The following is a 17,378-nucleotide window of genomic DNA, read 5'->3' as shown; positions in this document are numbered from 1 at the left end:
GAATAATCTGATGCGCGTCGCGTCATGTGCGCCGAGCAAGCAGCTGATCGCGGGCTGTCCCTTCGCCTCGCAAGCAGCGTTGCCGTGACGGCTATCGCGCCCTCATCCCCCCTCAACACCCTGTCCTGAGATGAGCAACACGCGTGCCAGAAGTCGCATCGTGACGATTCAACGACTTCCCGCAGCGCAATGCGCGACACCGGACAGAATGTCCTGGAAGCCTCGGACAAAATGTCCAATCAGGCCGCTTCCGGCAGCCACACCGTGAATGTACTTCCGGAGCCGACGCGGCTTTCGGCGGTGACCTGTCCGCCCTGTCGCTCGATCAGCGTCTGGCTGATGGAGAGGCCCAGCCCGGTGCCTTGCCGCAGCTTCGTGGTGTAGAAGGGATCGAATATCTTCTCGATCACCTCGGTGCTCATGCCGATGCCTGTGTCGGCGACCTCGATGGCGACGCCTCGATGGCCGTCGCGCTCGGCATCGAAGGAGCGGAGCGTCAGGGTTCCGCCGTCCGGCATGGCGTGGATCGCGTTGACGATGAGATTGACCAGTACCTGCTGCAGCTCGTTGCGGTTCATCAGCACGAGCCGGTTGGCGCGGTCGTCCCTGACCACGGCGATCTCGGTCTTGTTCAGAAGATGCTGCACCAGCGGCAGACAGTCGGAGATGACGCTGGCCGGCGCATGGCGCTCGACATAGCCGGCATATTCCTCCGGCCTTGCAAACTGCAACAGCTTGGTCACGATCTGGCTGATGCGGTGAATCTGCTCGTCGAGCAGGCGAAACTCGACCTTCGCCCTGTCGGCATCGGCCCCGAACACGCTGCGGATGACATCGAGATTGCCCTGCATCACCGCGATCGGATTGTTGATCTCGTGGGCAACGCCGGCGGTGATCTCACCGATCGCAGCCAGCTTCTCGGACATGATGAGCTGCTTGGTGGTGGCCTCGAGCTTGAGATTGGCGTGCTCGAGGTCCCGGGTGCGCTCCCGCACGCGGACGTTCAGTTCCTCATTCCATTCCCGGAGCTGTCGATCGCGTTCCTGGATCTGGTCGAGCAGGCTGTCGAGATGAACAGCGACGCGACCGATCTCGTCGCCCAACACCGGCATCCTGGTGCGGGCGGAGAGGTTCCCGCGCTCCACCTCGGCGATCGTCGCCGTGACGCGCTCCAGCGGCATGAAGATGGAGGTCGCCCAGCGCAGGAAGATCGGCACGGTCGCGGCGGTGATCGTGATGAACGCTGCGATGATGATCACCAATGTCTGGTACTTGGCTTCGCTGAACGGCTTCTCCAGAAAGCCGACATAGAGCATGCCGACGCGCTTGCCGTAACTGTCGACCAGCGGCTCGTAGGCGGAGATGTACCAGTCATTGACCACGAAAGCGCTGTCGAGCCAGGTGCGCCCCTCGCCCAGCACGGCGGAGCGCACCGCCGCCGACACGCGCGTGCCGAGCGCGCGCCGTCCCTCGAACAGGCGGACGTTGGTCGATATCCGCACGTCGTCCAGGAACAGCGTCGCGGTGCCCTGGCTGCCCTCCGGCAGGCTCGCCGCGCGATAGACGAGATCGTTGATCGTGTCGATGAATTCCAGGTTCTGGTTGAGCAGGGTGCCGCCGACCAGCGCAGCGGCGCCACCGTCGGGCAGCATCGCCCGACTCGCCGCATGCACGACCATGCCGCGCGTCTCCGTGCTGCGGTCGGTCGGCACCGCGTTCGGGGTCGGCACGAGGTCCAATCGCGCGCGCTCGGCCAGGGCCGGCGAAATTGCGGCGAGCTCGTCATTGCCGAAAATGTCGATGCCCGTCGCAGGGACCTGGCCCGACAGCGCCGACATGATGATCGGCCAGTCACTTCTCGGTTGATGCTGCAACGGCGGCGATGAGGCCAGGACGTCGCCGCGACCGTTTATCAGATACAGGAAATCGAGACCGGCTTCCTTGCGGGTCTCGTCGAGCAGACCCTGCAGGGAGCCGCGCGCATCCGGCGCCAGCACCTCATGGAAGCGGGCAGACAGGCTGAGCGCCCGGATCTGGGCGCCCGTCTTTTCCAGGATGCGGGCGAGATATTGGTGGGCGATAGTGAGATCGCCGTTCACCTTGGAGATCAGGGCCGCGTCGAATTTCGCGTTCCAGCGATAGATCGCAACGCCGAGCAGAAGCGGCAGGATGACCAGCATCGGCAGCAGCGCGATCGCCAGCAACCGGAAGCGGACGGAGCGTCCCCGCACGGGCTCGCCGCTGCGGCCGGCAGCATCAGACATCCCACAACGCGCATTTGCGGTCGATGGTCTTGCGCGAGATACCGAGGCGCCGAGCCGCCTCCTCGCGATTGCCATTGACCTCCTTCAGCACGCCGAGAATGTGACGGCGCTCGAGTTCTGCGAGACTGTCGGCAGGCGCAGCCTGATCGGTGTCGCGGGGACCGGCAAAATCGTCGGGGAAGGCGCCGAGGATCAGCGTGCGCTCGATCAGATTGCGCAGCTCGCGCACATTGCCCGGCCAGTCATAGCTTGCGAGCGCCGCCCGCACCGCGGCGTCGATCGGCACCGGCGGCATGCCGAGCTGAACCGACAGCTTGCTCATGAAGATGGTGGCGAGCTCCTGCACGTCATCGCCGCGATCCTTCAGGAGCGGCAGGCGGATCTGCATCACGTTGAGCCGGTAGAACAGATCGGCTCGGAAACGGCCCTTCTCGACCTCCTTCTGAAGCTCTGCATTGGTCGCGAAGATGAAGCGCAGGTCGACCGGGACTTCACGCTCGGAGCCAACCGGACGGACGCGGCGGTCTTCGAGCACGCGGAGCAGCTTGCTCTGCATCGGCAGCGGCAGCTCCCCGATCTCGTCGAGGAACAACGTGCCGCCATGGGCATACAGGAACAAGCCCTCGCGGCCCGAATCAGCGCCGGTGAAGGCGCCCTTGATGTGTCCGAACAGCTCGGCCTCGATCATGTCCGGCGGGATCGCCGCGCAATTCACGGGCACGAAGGGCTTGTCGGCGCGGTCGGACAGCGAGTGGATCGAGCGCGCCGCCACTTCCTTGCCGGTGCCGGATTCACCGGTGAGGAGAATCGAGGTCGGCAGGCGCGCGACCCGCGCGATGGTCTCACGTACGCGTAGCGTCGCCGCCGACTGTCCGATCAGATTGTCGCGCAGAAAGGTGCGGTCGGACGAGGCACGCAGAGCATAGCGCAGGACATAATTCTCACGCTGGAGGCGGACGCGGTCGAGGCATCTTGCCACCGCGTTGAGGATCTGGTTGGAGCGGAACGGCTTGAGCACGAAATCTGCCGCACCGGCACGCAGGGCCTGGATCGCGGTGTCGAGGTCGGCATAGGCGGTGATCAGGATGGCGTCGGCGAAAAAGCCGACGGCGCGCTGCTCGGCGAGCCAATCGACGCCATTCTTGCCTGGCATGATGTTATCGAGAATGACGACGTCGTAGCGGTTGGAATCGAGCTTGCGCGAAGCCTGGTCGGTATCGGCCGCCTCGTCCACCAGCTTGCAGCGCGGCGCAAGCGTGCGCACCAGGAAATTGCGCATGCCCGGCTCGTCGTCGACGATCAGGATGGAGGCCTGCGCCAGCGCGCTGAACTCCGGCCCTGCAGCCGTCTTGCCGAGCTTGACGGCAGGCTCGCGTCCCACCGCGGGACTTGCGGCTGCGCTTGCCCTCGATGTTGAGAAAGTCATGCCCGATGTCTTAGGTTTGAGAATCTTGGGTTTGAGAAACTTGGGTTTGAGATCATCCACCGCAATAGTCGGCGTCTTTCGCAATGCAGCGAAGCTCCGGCCGCTTCCCCCGCAGGCGCAGCATAGTCAAACCACGCCGCCGTGAACATTCGCCTTTCTACGGGGCGCCGCTCTTCTCGACCAGGAACACGATGCGCGCCTCGTTGCGCTCGGTGATCTCGACCTTGTCGCCGGTCTCGCGGATCAGGTTCGGAATGTCAATCACCGACAAGGGATCGGTGCAGTGAACCTCGAGCTGATCGCCCGGCTGCAAAGGCTTGAGCGCCTTGCGCGTCTTGAGGGCGGGCAGCGGGCATTTCAGTCCGGTGAGATCGAGCATCGTTCTGGTCATGGCCGCAACATGGCGGGACCGATCGATCGCGTCAACGCAAAGGCGCCTAGAGCAGATCGGCGTAGGACAGGAAGCCCACGTCCTGCCCCGGCTCGACATTCGTGATGTCCTCGCCGAGTTCGACGAGGCCGTCCGTCTCGACCAGCGAGGACAGCAGCCCGGCCCCCTCACGCGGGAACTTGATCGCCTCGAGCCCGCCGTCCTGCGCGCGCCGCAGAGAGGCGCGCACATATTCGCGCCGCCCGGCCTTCTTCTTGTAGGTAAACGCCGCACGCAACGGGATGGGCGTCAACGGCTCCGGCAAGCCTCCCGCCAGCGCCAACACGGTCGGTCGCACCACATGGACAAACGTCACGAAGCTCGCGACGGGATTGCCGGGCAATCCGATCAGCGGCGTGCCGCCAATGATGCCCATCGCCACGGGACGGCCGGGCTTGATCGCCATCCGCCACAGCACCAGCGAGCCGATGCTCTCGACCGCAGCCTTGACGTGATCCTCCTCTCCGGTCGAGACGCCGCCGGTGGTGAGGATCAGGTCATGGTGACCTGCGACCTGCTTCAGGCCGTTCGCGAGCGAACTGCGCTCGTCGCGCAGAATGCCGAGGTCGCTGACCTCGCAGCCGAGCCGGCGCAGCATCGCCATCAGCATGAAACGGTTGGAATCAAACAGCTGCGAGGCGGCGCGCGGTTCGCCGGGCGACGCCAATTCGTTGCCAGTCGAGAACACGGCGACACGGATGCGCCTGACGACGTCGAGTCCCGTCAGGCCGAACGCGGCGGCAAGGGCGACATGCTGCGGTCGCAAGCGCTGGCCGGCACGGAGCGCGACGCGACCTTGCGGAATGTCCTCGCCTGCGGGACGGACATTGGCGCCGGGCTTCAGCCCCGGCGGCAGCACGATCCTGCCGGAATCATCGATGCGGACGTCCTCCTGCATGAAGACGGTGTCCGCATCGGGCGGCATCGGCGCGCCGGTGAAGATGCGCGCGGTGTGACCGGGCTTGATCGGCGCCTGTGCAAGGCCGCCGGCCTGGATGCGACCGTCGAGCGGGAACGCCCGTTCGGCGCCGTCCGGAAGGTCGGCGTTGCGCAGGGCGTAACCGTCGACGGCGGAGTTGGTGAACGGCGGCAGCGGCAGAGGTGCGGCCACATCGCGCGCGAGCACGCGCCCGTCGGCGTCGACGAGCGCCACGGTCACGATATCGGCAATCGCGTTGACGCGCGTCGTGATGAGGCCAACGGCTTCGTCGACCGACATCATCGGGCCGCCGAAGGCAAAGCAATCGTCCGATAGTTGCGCCATGGTGCCTCGTCAGCGCATCGCAGCGCTCTTTGCCACCGCTTCCTCGAGCGGCATCGCCGCGCGCAGCAACAGTTCCGCGGCAGCCGCGATATCGTCGAGATGGACAGTCGGCAGCCTTGTGTCAATCGCGACGTCGCTCGCAATCCCGGCAATGCCGGGATCATCGGGAAACAGCAGCGGCTTGCCGTTGCCGGCGCGGTGCACCTCGATCTTGCGGTGCGGCTCACGCTTGAAACCCTCGACCACGACGAGATCGACGGCGGAGAGCTTGCCGAGCAGCTCCGGCAGCCGCGGCTCCGCCGCCCCGCGCAGCTCATGCATCAGGGCCCAGCGGTTCGAGGAAGCGACCAGCACCTCCGCCGCGCCGGCCTCGCGATGGCGCCAGGAATCCTTGCCGGGCACGTCGACGTCAAACTGGTGATGCGCATGCTTGATCACGGAGACACGTAGGCCCTGCGCATTGAAATGCGGGATCAGCCGCGTCAACAGCGTGGTCTTGCCCGCACCGCTCCAGCCTGCAAGGCCGATGACTTTCATTCCCGATCCGTCTCCGCGAGCGACTTGGTCCTTGGTGGAACCGCTCTCTCCACCGCCATTGCGAGCGTGGCGACGCAATCCAGACTGTCTCCGCGGGGGCATTCCTGGATCGCTTCGCTGCGCTCGCAAAGAGGACGAGGCGGCATTTCGCTATCACCCCGCCATGCATATATCGGCTTGACCCGAATGTCATGCTAACCTCGCCGCCATGATGAAGATCGACAAAGCCCCGGTACCCCTGATCATCCCCAACCCCGACGACCCGCGCCTGACCCAGAGCGTGACCGGGACCGACCAGACCGGCGCCAGGGTCGAGATCAAGGTCCCGATGGAGCGGCCATTGACGCTCTACCTGAATGCCCAGGAGATCGTCACCATGATGACGATCGGCGACTATCCCGAGTATCTGGCGCTCGGCTATCTGCTGAACCAGAACATGCTGAAATTTAGCGACGTGGTCACCGAGGTCGAATACGACGACGACCTCCAGGTGGTCGTGGTGCGCACCGCACATCACACCAATTTCGAGGCCAAGTTGAAGAAGCGCACGCAGACCTCGGGCTGCGCGCAGGGCACCGCCTTCGGTGATCTGCTGGAGGCGGTCGAGAGCGTCGCGCTGCCGAAGGCCGAGCTGCGCACCTCCTGGCTCTACCAGATGACGCAGACCATCAACACCATGCCCTCGCTCTATCTCGAGGCCGGCGCGATCCATGGCTGCGTGTTGTGCAAGGAAGGCACCCCGCTCTGCTACACCGAGGACGTCGGCCGCCATAACGCGGTCGACAAGATCGCGGGCTGGATGTACCGCCACGGCGTCGAGCCTGGCGACAAGATCCTCTACACCACCGGGCGTCTCACCTCGGAGATGGTGATCAAGACCGTCCGCATGGGCATTCCGATTCTGGTGTCGCGCTCCGGCTTCACCGCCTGGGGCGTCGATCTCGCAAGGCAGGTCGGGCTGACGCTGGTGGGACGCACCCGCGGAAAGCGCTTCATCGCGCTCGCAGGCGAGGAACGCATCGTCTACGATCAGAATCTTGCTTATGTCGAGGAGGAATCGGCCAGGCACAAGCGCAAGGGTGAAGGTGGTGACGACTAGGATTCCGGCAACGAGCGTTCCATCGACTCTCGGCGTGCTGCTCGCCGGCGGTCTCGCGCGGCGCATGGGCGGCGGCGACAAGCCGATGCGCACCATTGGCGGGCGCACCATCCTGGAGCGCGTGATCGCGCGCCTTTCGCCCCAGTGCAGCGGGCTGATCCTCAACGCGAACGGCGATCCCGCCCGCTTTGCTGCGTTCGGCCTGCAAGTCGTCGCCGACGACGTGCCCGGCTTTCCCGGCCCCCTCGCCGGCATCCTCGCTGCGCTCGACTGGACCGCGACGAACCGGCCGGAGATCGAATGGGTGGTCAGCGCCGCCGGCGACTGCCCGTTCCTGCCGCGCGATCTCGTGGCGCGGCTGCATGAGGCGCGCGCGCGTGAGAACGCTCAGCTCGCGGTGGCCGCGTCAGGCAAGCAGTCGCATCCGGTGATCGGCCTGTGGCGCGTCGCCTTGCGCGACGAGCTGCGCCACGCGCTGGTCGTCGAGGACCTCCGCAAGATCGACCGCTGGACCGCGCGTTATCCGCTCGCAACGGTGACGTGGCCGGCGGAGCCGCTCGATCCGTTCTTCAATGCCAACACGGTCGAGGACATCTCCGAAGCCGAGCGCCTGGCGGTGCTGGATGAGGCATCCTAGCAACCTCACGATTTCGGGAACTCGTTGAGCAACGAGCGCGGCGATCTAGCTCATGGGCCGTTGAACCGGACTTCAGCCAGACGTTGACGCGCGAGGCCTCCTGCAACGCGCTAGGCAGGCCGGAATCCGGCCCCCTCCAGCGCCGCACGCGCCTCGTCCGAGCCGAGTGCGTCGAGAAAGGCCCGCACGGCCGGCCGGTCTTTGCGTGCGGTTACCAGTGCGAAGTCATAGTGCTCTTCCGCCAGCGGAATGAAACCGAGGCCGGCCGCATGGGCGACCGGCGCAATGGTCATGCCCCAGTCGGCGCGGTGCTGGGCGACGGCCGCCGCAACTGCATTGTGCGAACGCGGCTGGTTCCAGTAGCCTTCCGGCCGCACGCCGCCGAGCAGCCGGTCGATCAGGATGCGTGTGCCGGCGCCCTGGTTGCGGTTGACCATGATGCAAGTGGGATCAGCAAGCGCGGCAGCGACCGCATCCTTCGCGTTCAGGTCCTCGAAGCGCCTGTCGCCCTTGCGGAACACAATGCCCTGCATCCGCCGCCAGCCGGGGACGAGCTCGAGCCCCTCGACGAGATAGGGCGTGTTGTAGGTCTCGCTCTTGTCATCGAACAGGTGGATCGGCGCGAGGTCGCATTCGCCGCGCCTGGCCGCCGCGAGGCCGCCAAGGCTGCCGACCGCGATTGAGCGCACGGTCAGGCCGGCATGCGCGAGCGGTGCGGTGACGAGATCAAGGCCGGTGCAATGGCTGCCGACGATGACGAGATCGGGCACGCGCACATGCGGCGTGAACAGCGTCACTTCGGCTTCAGTCCCGGCCGGCATCTGATCCGCCAGCGCATCGATGCGCAGAAAGCCGTCCGCCTGCGCAAATGACGTGATCGCGCCAGAACCCTTGCCCGAGGGATAGGCGATGAGGCCATCCCGGCCCTGGACCAGCGAGACCATGATGAATTCGGTGCGGCCGAGTTCGGAGGCGATGCGCACCGGCACGGTCGCGTTCACCTTGGCATCGGAGCGCGGCGGCAGGCCGGCCATCCTGCGCAGCACCGGCACGATCATGTCGTGGAAGGTGAACATCGCCGAGGTCGGAAAGCCCGGCAGGATCACCAGCGGCTTGCCATCGCACACCGCAAGGCACAGCGGCTTGCCGGGCTTGAGCGCAACGCCATGCGCAATGATGCCGGGTGCGCCGAGCCGGCCGATGATGCGATGGGAGAGATCGCCCGCGCCTTTCGACGTACCGCCCGACAGCACAAGCATGTCGGAGTCCGCAAGCGCGCGGCGCATGGCCGCTTCGAGCCTGGCTTCATCGTCGGGAATGGCACCGAGGAAGACGGCCTCGCTGCCATTCTCGGCGACCGCAGCGGCGACGATGGCGCCGTTGGTATCGTAGATTTCGGCAGGCGCGAGCGGCTGGCCGGGCTGAACCAGTTCGTCCCCGGTGGAGATCACGGCAACCCGCGGCCTGCATACGACACTCACCTCGGCAATGCCGCAAGCCGCCAGCATGCCGATCTCGCGCGAGCCGATGATGGTGCCGGCGCGCAGCAGCGCCTCGCCGCGCGCGATGTCGGATCCGGCGTACGAGACGAATTGCCCCGGCGAGACGGCGCGACGGACGTCGATCGCATCGAGGCCTGCCGGCTGGGTGTGCTCGACCATGACCACGGCATCGGCGCCGCGCGGCAGCGGACCGCCGGTGGCAATCGGCGTCGCGGTCCCGGCCGCCACCTGCAGGGTCGGTGCGGTACCGCAATGAATGGTCTCGCCATTCAGCGCGAGGCGCACGGGCGCGCCCTCGCCGGCCGCCGCAAGATCCGCGGAGCGCACTGCAAAACCATCGACATTGGAGCGGTCGAACGGCGGCACGTCGATCGGTGCGGTGACGTCTTCTGCGAGTGCGGCACCGAGCGCAGCAGCGAGCTTGCGCGATGCGCTCGGAAGCCCCCGCGGGAACAAGGCCGCCTCGAAGCGCGCCAGGGCCTCCTCGCGCGAGAGGATTTTGAGAAACTGCTCCTGCTCGAGCGCGCTGCGGTCCGGTGATTTCGGGATCATCGTCATGCCAGGACCCATATCATTCCCGCATCAGATGGGCATCGACCGGCGTACCTGCCGCAAATCCCTCGTGACTGGCGGGAATGAGCAGCCACGCGTCCGCACGGGCGATGGCCTGAAGCGGCCATTCGCCCACGGCAAGCGGCATCCAGGCGCGATGTTCCCCGGCCAGCAAAGCGATCTCGGCGATGCCGACACTGGATGCGATTTTTCGCGCAAGTGGCAAGGTCACCCGCTGGCGCGGCCGGCGCGCCGACAGACGATCGACGAGCGGCAGCACGAGCGCGAGCCAGGCCGCAAGCGCATGATCGGGCGAGCCGGGCAAGGCGACGAAGGGAACCTGTCCGAGCCGTCCGACCGCGGCAGTGCGTCCGGGCTGGAGCGCAAGGCCGTGCACCGTCACCTCACCGCGCCGGGCCAGGGCCGTGATGGCGGCGTCCTGGCGGCCAACCCCGCTGCCGCCGATCGTCAGCAGAAGATCGCAAGAGGACGCATCGAGCACATCGGCAATCGATGCTTCGTCGCGTGCTCGAGCGTGACGCGCCTCGACGTCGAGTCCCGCCGCCCGCGCGAGCCCGGCGACCATATGCGTCGTTGCCGTTGCGCCCGGCACATTGACGATGTGCAGCCGGGGCCGCCGCACGCCCAGCTTCTCCAGGCCCGCAACGCGCGCCATCAAGAGATCGGCCGCACCGACCGGATGGCCTTCGGCGCCGGCAGGCGCGCCTTCCGCGATGTCGCTGCCGGCGCGCCGGACGCCCTGTCCGGGCACGCCCTCCGCCAGCACCTGCACGAGCGGTCCCGACACCTCCACTGCATCGGCATCGAGCACACAGTCGGATCCCGCCGGCATCGCCTCGCCGGCCTCGACCCACACCGGCACGCTTGTCAAAGGCAGCGGCGAATAAGAGGACGCGCCGACGAGATCGTTGGCGCATAGCGCCCAGCCGTCCGCGGCGGCAATGTCGCGCGAAGGATAGGCGGCAAGCAGCGGCGTGCCCGCCGCGACGCAGCCGATCGCTTCTGCGCACGGCACCTCCACCGGCGCGACGGGATCAACGCCTCGCAGCAACGCGGCGAGGGCGGTGTCGAGCGGCGTCAGCGATGGCGGCAGGCGCTGGGTCATGCGCCATGATGGACCATGCATCGCCCGGTTTGGCAACCGCCGGCGATGCGAGCCTCAACCGCCCGACCTGTCCGAATTGGGGAAGAACAGCTGCTGCCCGTCGACCTTGTAGCCGGCGATCGCCGTCTGCCCCTCCGGCGATGTCAGCCAGTCGATGAAGGCCTGCCCGAGGTCTTTCTTCACGTTCGGAAACTTCTCTGGGTTGACCAGCATCACGCCGTACTGGTTGAGCAGCCGCCTGTCGCCTTCGACGACGATGTCGAGATCGCCGCGATCCTTGAAGGCGATCCAGCTGCCGCGGTCCGCCAGCACATATGCATTCGCGGCGCGCGCCGCGTGGAGCGCCGAAGCCATGCCCTGCCCGGCCTCGCGATACCAGGCGCCCTTGGCGCCGGCGATGTCGATGCCGGCCACGATCCACAGCGCGAGCTCCGCGGCGTGGGTGCCCGACCGATCGCCGCGCGTCACGAACGGCGCGCCCTTGGCTTCGATCGCCTTCAGCGCCGTCGCGATGTCCTTGCCCTTCACGCCCGCGGGATCGCTCTTCGGCCCTATCAGCACATAATCGTTATACATGACGTCGTAGCGCTTCACGCCAAAGCCGTCGGCGATGAATTTCTCCTCCTGGGGCCGCGCGTGCATCAGCACGACGTCGACCTCGCCCCGTCGCGCCCCGTCGAGCACTTCGTCGGCGCGCCGCGCGATCACGGTCACCTCGATGCCGGTCTTGTCGCGGAAGATCGGCAGCAAATAATCGAGCAGGCCGGACTCCTGCGTCGCCGTGGTCGAGGCGAGGACGATGCCGCGATCCTCCGCGGAGGACGCCGCAACACTCGCGGCAAGCCCGCAGAGAAGCGCAAATACAACGGACAGGCGGCCCATGATCGGGGTTCCCTTGGCTATGACGCGATCATGATGATGATCGATTGCGCCGCACTCGTGACGCGTTTTCGCGCAGCCAGCCGGGAAATTTCGGCAACGCCGCCGCGCCGCGCGAGCGATTGATTCAGGATCGTTCACCAAAGCAGAAATCGCGCGTGCTGATGTATTGCAAAGCGGCGAGATGATCGGGCATGGTTCCCGCGGACAAAATATCTGAAATGCAGAATTCCACCTGCGTCGGGCGTCAAAAAGAAACAATAATTTACATAGGAATGCAGGATGGAATTCCTGACGACCAGCGAAGCCGCCGAATATCTTCGGCTCGGCGAACGCAAGCTTTACGAACTCGTCACCACCGGTGCGATCCCCTGCACAAAAGTGACGGGGAAATGGCTCTTCCCGCGGCACGAACTCGACCTCTGGGTCCTGTCGGGACTGGCGCGTCCGGCCGGCATGTTGATCGCGGAGCCGCCGCCGGTCGTCGGCGGCAGCCAGGACGAACTATTGGATTGGAGCCTGCGCGAATCCGGCTCTGGCCTGGGATCGATGAGCGAGGGCAGCGCGCGCGGGCTCGAGCGCTTGCAACGCAACGAGGTGATGGCCGCGGCGGTTCACTTCCACGCCTTGAACCCCTCCGACAATCTCGCCAGCGATGCCAGTATCGAAGCCCTGCGAGCCGCGCCGGACCTGCATGATGCCGTGCTGGTCGCGTTCGTGCGCCGCGAAGTGGGTCTGGTGCTGCCGCACGGCAATCCCAAGCGACTGCACAGCCTGACCGACGTGCTCGCACTCGGCGCCCGGATGGCGATGCGGCAACAGGGCACGGGCGCGCAGATGCTGCTCGACGTGCTCCTGAAGCGCGCGGGCGCCTCGACGCGCGATTTGCGCCGCATCGAAACCTCGGCCCTGACCGGGCCGGATCTTGCCGAATTGGTCCGCGCCGGCCAGGCCGATTGCGGCATCGCGACCCGCGCGGCGGCGCGCTCGGCCGGTCTCGATTTCGTGCCGCTGGTCTGGGAGAATCTTGACCTCGCGATGCGGCAGCGCAGCTATTTCCGCCCGGCGATGCAGGCCGTGCTCCGCTTCCTGAACGACCGGCGGCTGCGCCAGCGCGCCGATGAGCTGACCGGTTACGATCCTTCGCCCGCAGGACAGATCCGCTTCGCAGCCTGACATTGACGCCCGCCCCCGAATAGTTGCAAAAGAAACCAATTCAGCCGGGCCGTACCCGGACGCAACGCCGGCCAACGAGCCGGCTCAGGGGAGGACAAACGTGAATCCAACCAGATTTGGACTGCCGGTCGCGGCTGCCTTGGTGGCGGCCTTGCTGCCGGGTGCCGCAATGGCGCAGGTGTCCGACGACGTCGTCAAGATCGGCGTGCTCACCGACATGAACGGCCCCGCTTCCGCGCCGACCGGCCAGGGCTCGGTGACGGCGGCGCAGATGGCGATCGACGATTTCGGCGGCACCGTGCTCGGCAAGCCGATCAGCATCGTGATCGGCGACCACCAGCTCAAGGCCGATATCGGCGGCACGATCGCGCGGCGCTGGTACGACGTCGACCAGGTCGATCTGATCGTCGACGTGCCGGTCTCCGCGGTCGGCCTCGCGGTGCAGAACGTCGCCAACGAGAAGAAGCGGCTGTTCATCACCCATTCCACCGGCACCGCGGATTTCCACGGCAAGTTCTGCTCGCCTTACGCGATCCAATGGGTGTTCGACACCCGCGCGCTCGCGGTCGGCACGGCGGATGCGGTGGTCAAGCGCGGCGGCGACAGCTGGTTCTTCATCACCGACGATTACGCCTTCGGCCATTCGCTGGAGCGCGATGCGTCCGCGGTCGTCACCGCCAATGGCGGCAAGGTGCTGGGCTCGGTGCGGCCGCCGCTGGCGACCCCCGACCTCTCCTCCTTCGTGCTGCAGGCCCAAGCCTCCAAGGCCAAGATCATCGGCATTGCCGCCGGTCCCCCCAACAACATGAACGAGATCAAGACCGGCTCGGAATTCGGCGTGTTCAAGGGTGGCCAGCAGATGGCGGCGCTGCTCGCGCTGATCACCGACATCCACGGCCTCGGCCTGCAGGCGGCTCAGGGCCTGCTCCTGACCACGTCGTTCTACTGGGACATGGACGACAAGACCCGCGAATGGTCGAAGCGCTATTTCGCCAAGTTGAACAAGATGCCGTCGATGTGGCAGGCCGGCGTCTATTCCAGCGTGATGCATTATCTCAACGCTATCAAGGCGGCCGGCACCGACGATCCGCTCAAGGTCGCCGCCAAGATGCGGGAAAAGCCGATCGAGGATTTCTTCGCCCGCAACGGCAAGCTGCGCGAGGACAATCTGATGGTGCACGACCTCTGGCTGGTGCAGGTGAAGACGCCGGAGGAGAGCAAATATCCGTGGGACTATTACAAGATCCTCACGACCATCTCCGGCGACAAGGCGTTCGGGCCGCCGGACCCGGCGTGTGCGATGGTGAAGAAGTGACGGTGCAGCCGGACACACATAGGTCGTCATGCCCGGGCTTGACCCGGGCATCCACGTCTTTCTTGGGCGCGGTGGCGCGTGGATGGCCGGATCAAGCCCGGCCATGACGAGTGTGGGCGTGCAGCAGCGTGCTACTTCATGGCGCCGATCTCTCGGAAGTACTTTGCGACGCCCGGATGGATCAGCTCGGCCTTCGGCGCGGCCGCGACTGTGTTCGCCGCATTGGTCTCGCAGGCCTGCGCGAGCTTCCCGCAGAACGTCGCCTCGACGCCGTGCAGCGTCTTCGCGAGGCGGTAGGCGACATCGTCCGGCAGGTCCTCGCGCGTGAGGACAAAGCTCCAGGAGCCGAGCGAAGCGATCGGCGCGGTCTGGTTCGGATAGGAGCCGGCCGGCACGGTGAGCGGCTTCAGGAACGCATGCTTGACGCGAATGCGCGTGATCTCCTCGGCGCTGGGCGCGATGAAGCGCGCGCCTGATGGGCTCGATGCCACCGCGGCAAAGCCGGGCCAGCCGATGCCGGCGCCCCACAGCGCGGCGACGCGGCCATCCTCGACCATCGCCGGGCCGTCGCCGGCGCGGTCGAGATAGATCGCCTTGAAGTCCTCGTCCTGCTTCAGGCCGAGCCCGTCCAGCACATAGCGGGCCAGGATCGGCAGGCCCGAGCCCTTGGCGCCGAACGCGACGGGCTGGCCGACGAGATCGCGGATCGTCCTGTAGGGACTGTCGGCGCGCACCACGAACATGCCGGGGTTGGAATAGATCGCGGTGAAAATTTTCAATCGCACCGGCGCACGGCCGATGCCGGCGAAGGCCTCATAGGCCGGCTCGCCCGCGACCAGCGCGAGATCGAGCTCGCCCTTCTCCAGCAGCGGGATGTTCTCGTTGCTGCCCCGGGTATTGCGCGGCGCGATGGACAATTGCGGATCGGCCGCGTTCATCACCTCCGCAAAGGCGTTGCCGTAGAGCGGGAAGCCGCCGCCGGGCGTCGCGGTGCCGAGGTTGATTGTCTGGCTGATCGTCGTGGTCGGAATGGCGCTGCCTCCGGCTTGGCCAGCAGCGGGACTTGCGAGCAGCGCCGCACCGAGAAGGATCATCGCGAATCTCATGGTCGCTCCTGGCGGACCTGCGTCAACACCGACTTGCGACGATGTAGGCAGCGACCCGATTTTGTGAAAGCATGCAGCCAACGACAATAAAGCAATGGGAGACGTCATGTTGCGAATTCTGCGTCACGGTTTGTTCGGGCTCGCAGTCCTCTTAGGTCTTTTCAGCACCACCCCTCCCGCCTCCGCCGCCTATCCCGACCGCCCCGTGCACTGGCTGATCGGCTTCTCCCCCGGCGGCCCGGTCGACATCGTGGCGCGGATCATGGCGCAGTGGCTGTCGGAGCGGCTCGGCCAGCAGGTCATCGTCGAGAACCGCACCGGCTCCGGCGGCAACATCGCCGCCGCCGCCGCGGTCAACTCGCCGCCGGACGGCTACACGCTGCTGTTCGTCGCGCCCAACAACGCGATCTCGACCTCGCTCTACAAGAAGCTGCCGTTCGACTTCCTGCGCGACACCGTGCCGGTCGCGAGCATCATGCAGCTCACCAACATGCTGGTCGTCTCCAACGCGTTTCCGCCGAGGACGGTCAAGGAGTTCATCGACTACTGCAAGGCCAATCCCGGCAAGATCTCCTATGCCTCCTCGGGCAACGGCACCTCGGTGCACATGTCGGCCGAGTTGTTCAAGGTGATGACGAAGTGCGACATGGTGCACGTGCCCTATCGCGGCTCGGCCATCGCCTTCCCCGACATCATCTCCAACAAGGTGCAGCTGATCTTCGACAACCTGCCCTCGGCCATGGAGCAGGTGAAGGGCGGCAATGTCCGCGCCCTGGGCGTGACCTCGCCGCAGCGCTGGCCGAGCGTGCCCGACGTGCCCGCGATCGCCGAGACCGTGCCGGGCTTCGAATCGGTCGGCTTCTACGGCATCTCCGCGCCGAAGGGCACGCCGCCCGAGGTGATCGAGATCCTCAACAAGGCCGTCGGCGAAGCGCTGAAGGACCCGAAGCCGGTGGCAAAGCTCGCCGAGACCGGCGGCATCCCAAAGCCGATGACGCCGGCCGAGTTCGGCAAGCTGGTCGCGGATGAGACCGCGAAGTGGCGCAAGGTGGTCGAGTTCGCCGGGGTCTCGGTGGACTAGCCAGCCATCGCGGGATCTGTCGCTCGCCGGCACGACGTTCGAGGGGGCCAACAGGCCCTCTCAAAGCAAAAAGTGCGAAAACAACCCCATGCACAGTAGAGGACGTGAGCAATCACAGCGGCTTACGGACGCGCTAAATGAGGCGCGGCCGGATGATCGCGAGGGTCGTTTGACTTGTCGGGCAAAACAGTGGCAGAATGCGACTATTCCGAATTCCGCGATGATCCGATCATTCGATACGCCGCATGTTCCGCGCAGCGCCGGCGGCTCCCCTTGATCAGGCCCCACTCTGTTCGACGCGCTCTCCAGGCGCGAACCGGGACCCCTTCGCCTTGAAAACGCTTGAGGATTGCACCCCCGCCTCAGGCCCTGTAAACGAACCGCGCACCGTTGCCGGCCGCCTCCCCGCGGCCGCCTCGCGGCGGGGCCTGTAGCTCAATGGTTAGAGCCGGCCGCTCATAACGGTCTGGTTGCAGGTTCGAGTCCTGCCGGGCCCACCAGCCTTGACTCGCTTCGCGAGTTTCGGCTCGGCAAGCCGGTGCCACAAACACCCAGCGAAGCGAACGAAGGCTGACACGCCGAAGCCCACAGGGCCGAGGCGACGTATTCGACGAAATGCGTGCCGAGGGTCCACCGCTTCTGCTCGATGGGCTTTTGTGCACTGTCACCGTGACGACGATCGAGGAAATCGCCCCTTCATCGATCGAACGCCTTCTGCTGCTGATTGCGGGATCGAAGAGGGCACCGAGGTCAAGTATTCGCGCCGCCGACCTGCCGATGGTGCAACCCCAGCTTTCGACAAAGACCAAGCGAAGCAGATCGCGATCCTCGCAAATAAGCCAGACACACCCGAACGCCTTACAACTGTGGCTCGGCTATGCGCGCACCACTTATCGTAGCGATCTGGCGTCCGGAACGCTCTCGCCCTGCAAGTCATTGATAGTGCCATACCCTTCGGTGGCTAAGCTCTTTACGTTTTCGCGC

At 66.0% G+C, this 17,378-nt stretch carries 14 protein-coding genes and 1 tRNA gene; 6 read left to right on the top strand and 9 right to left on the bottom strand.

What is annotated here, in order from left to right; translation table 11 throughout:
- Nucleotides 1–239: 239 nt before the first annotated feature.
- The 5 genes from ACSHT2_RS26890 to mobB form a co-directional block, all read right to left on the bottom strand.
- Nucleotides 240–2,264 carry a sensor histidine kinase gene (locus ACSHT2_RS26890; protein ID WP_440637654.1) on the bottom strand — a complete coding sequence of 675 codons (2,025 nt, stop codon included), beginning with the start codon at nucleotides 2,262–2,264 and terminating at the stop codon, nucleotides 240–242.
- The gene (locus ACSHT2_RS26885) at nucleotides 2,257–3,690 is read right to left on the bottom strand and encodes a sigma-54-dependent transcriptional regulator (protein ID WP_440637652.1); all 1,434 of its coding nucleotides are present in this window, start codon (nucleotides 3,688–3,690) and stop codon (nucleotides 2,257–2,259) included. Before ACSHT2_RS26885 ends, ACSHT2_RS26890 begins: the two co-directional genes overlap by 8 nt.
- Nucleotides 3,691–3,847: 157 nt before the next feature.
- On the bottom strand, nucleotides 3,848–4,081 hold the full coding sequence (locus ACSHT2_RS26880; RefSeq protein ID WP_061024365.1) for a sulfurtransferase TusA family protein: 234 nt from the start codon (nucleotides 4,079–4,081) through the stop codon (nucleotides 3,848–3,850).
- A 46-nt stretch (nucleotides 4,082–4,127) separates the two neighbouring features.
- On the bottom strand, nucleotides 4,128–5,384 hold the full coding sequence (locus tag ACSHT2_RS26875; RefSeq protein WP_440637651.1) for a molybdopterin molybdotransferase MoeA: 1,257 nt from the start codon (nucleotides 5,382–5,384) through the stop codon (nucleotides 4,128–4,130).
- A 9-nt stretch (nucleotides 5,385–5,393) separates the two neighbouring features.
- The gene (mobB, locus tag ACSHT2_RS26870) at nucleotides 5,394–5,921 is read right to left on the bottom strand and encodes a molybdopterin-guanine dinucleotide biosynthesis protein B (protein ID WP_440637649.1); all 528 of its coding nucleotides are present in this window, start codon (nucleotides 5,919–5,921) and stop codon (nucleotides 5,394–5,396) included.
- Nucleotides 5,922–6,129: 208 nt separating this feature from the next.
- On the opposite strand from mobB, the gene ACSHT2_RS26865 reads away from it, so the two are divergent.
- Both ACSHT2_RS26865 and mobA read left to right on the top strand, forming a co-directional pair.
- Nucleotides 6,130–7,020, top strand: a complete 891-nt coding sequence (locus ACSHT2_RS26865) for a formate dehydrogenase accessory sulfurtransferase FdhD (RefSeq protein WP_271526831.1) — start codon at nucleotides 6,130–6,132, stop codon at nucleotides 7,018–7,020.
- Complete coding sequence (gene mobA / locus ACSHT2_RS26860) at nucleotides 6,965–7,657, top strand: molybdenum cofactor guanylyltransferase MobA (protein ID WP_440637647.1); 693 nt, start codon at nucleotides 6,965–6,967, stop codon at nucleotides 7,655–7,657. The genes ACSHT2_RS26865 and mobA overlap by 56 nt, the downstream gene beginning before the upstream one ends.
- A 110-nt stretch (nucleotides 7,658–7,767) precedes the next feature.
- Here the strand turns inward: mobA and ACSHT2_RS26855 are convergent, their stop codons facing one another.
- The 3 genes from ACSHT2_RS26855 to ACSHT2_RS26845 are packed head-to-tail and all read right to left on the bottom strand — an operon-like array spanning nucleotide 7,768 to nucleotide 11,719.
- A complete protein-coding gene (locus ACSHT2_RS26855) occupies nucleotides 7,768–9,717 on the bottom strand; it encodes a molybdopterin biosynthesis protein (protein ID WP_440637645.1) in 1,950 nt (649 codons plus the stop codon).
- 13 nt (nucleotides 9,718–9,730) lie between these two features.
- Nucleotides 9,731–10,837, bottom strand: coding sequence for a molybdopterin-binding protein (locus ACSHT2_RS26850; RefSeq protein WP_440637643.1), 1,107 nt, complete (start codon nucleotides 10,835–10,837; stop codon nucleotides 9,731–9,733).
- A 54-nt stretch (nucleotides 10,838–10,891) separates the two neighbouring features.
- A complete protein-coding gene (locus ACSHT2_RS26845; RefSeq protein WP_440637641.1) occupies nucleotides 10,892–11,719 on the bottom strand; it encodes a substrate-binding domain-containing protein in 828 nt (275 codons plus the stop codon).
- A 279-nt stretch (nucleotides 11,720–11,998) separates the two neighbouring features.
- Between ACSHT2_RS26845 and ACSHT2_RS26840 the strand changes: the two genes are divergently transcribed.
- Nucleotides 11,999–12,892 carry a substrate-binding domain-containing protein gene (locus ACSHT2_RS26840; protein ID WP_440637639.1) on the top strand — a complete coding sequence of 298 codons (894 nt, stop codon included), beginning with the start codon at nucleotides 11,999–12,001 and terminating at the stop codon, nucleotides 12,890–12,892.
- Nucleotides 12,893–12,992: 100 nt separating this feature from the next.
- Entirely contained in the window at nucleotides 12,993–14,207 is a 1,215-nt protein-coding gene (locus tag ACSHT2_RS26835; protein ID WP_440637638.1) for an ABC transporter substrate-binding protein, read from the top strand.
- A gap of 131 nt (nucleotides 14,208–14,338) precedes the next feature.
- On the opposite strand, the gene ACSHT2_RS26830 is transcribed toward ACSHT2_RS26835, so the two are convergent.
- Entirely contained in the window at nucleotides 14,339–15,313 is a 975-nt protein-coding gene (locus ACSHT2_RS26830) for a TAXI family TRAP transporter solute-binding subunit (RefSeq protein ID WP_440637636.1), read from the bottom strand.
- A 106-nt stretch (nucleotides 15,314–15,419) separates the two neighbouring features.
- On the opposite strand from ACSHT2_RS26830, the gene ACSHT2_RS26825 reads away from it, so the two are divergent.
- Together ACSHT2_RS26825 and ACSHT2_RS26820 are read left to right on the top strand one after the other, a co-directional pair.
- The gene (locus ACSHT2_RS26825) at nucleotides 15,420–16,394 is read left to right on the top strand and encodes a Bug family tripartite tricarboxylate transporter substrate binding protein (RefSeq protein WP_440637634.1); all 975 of its coding nucleotides are present in this window, start codon (nucleotides 15,420–15,422) and stop codon (nucleotides 16,392–16,394) included.
- 424 nt (nucleotides 16,395–16,818) lie between these two features.
- Nucleotides 16,819–16,894, top strand: a tRNA-Ile gene (locus ACSHT2_RS26820).
- The last annotated feature ends 484 nt before the right edge of the window (nucleotides 16,895–17,378 follow it).

Origin of the sequence: Bradyrhizobium sp. PUT101, assembly GCF_052043945.1 — a bacterium.
GTDB lineage: Bacteria > Pseudomonadota > Alphaproteobacteria > Rhizobiales > Xanthobacteraceae > Bradyrhizobium.
This window is presented reverse-complemented; position numbering and strand designations above follow the sequence as displayed.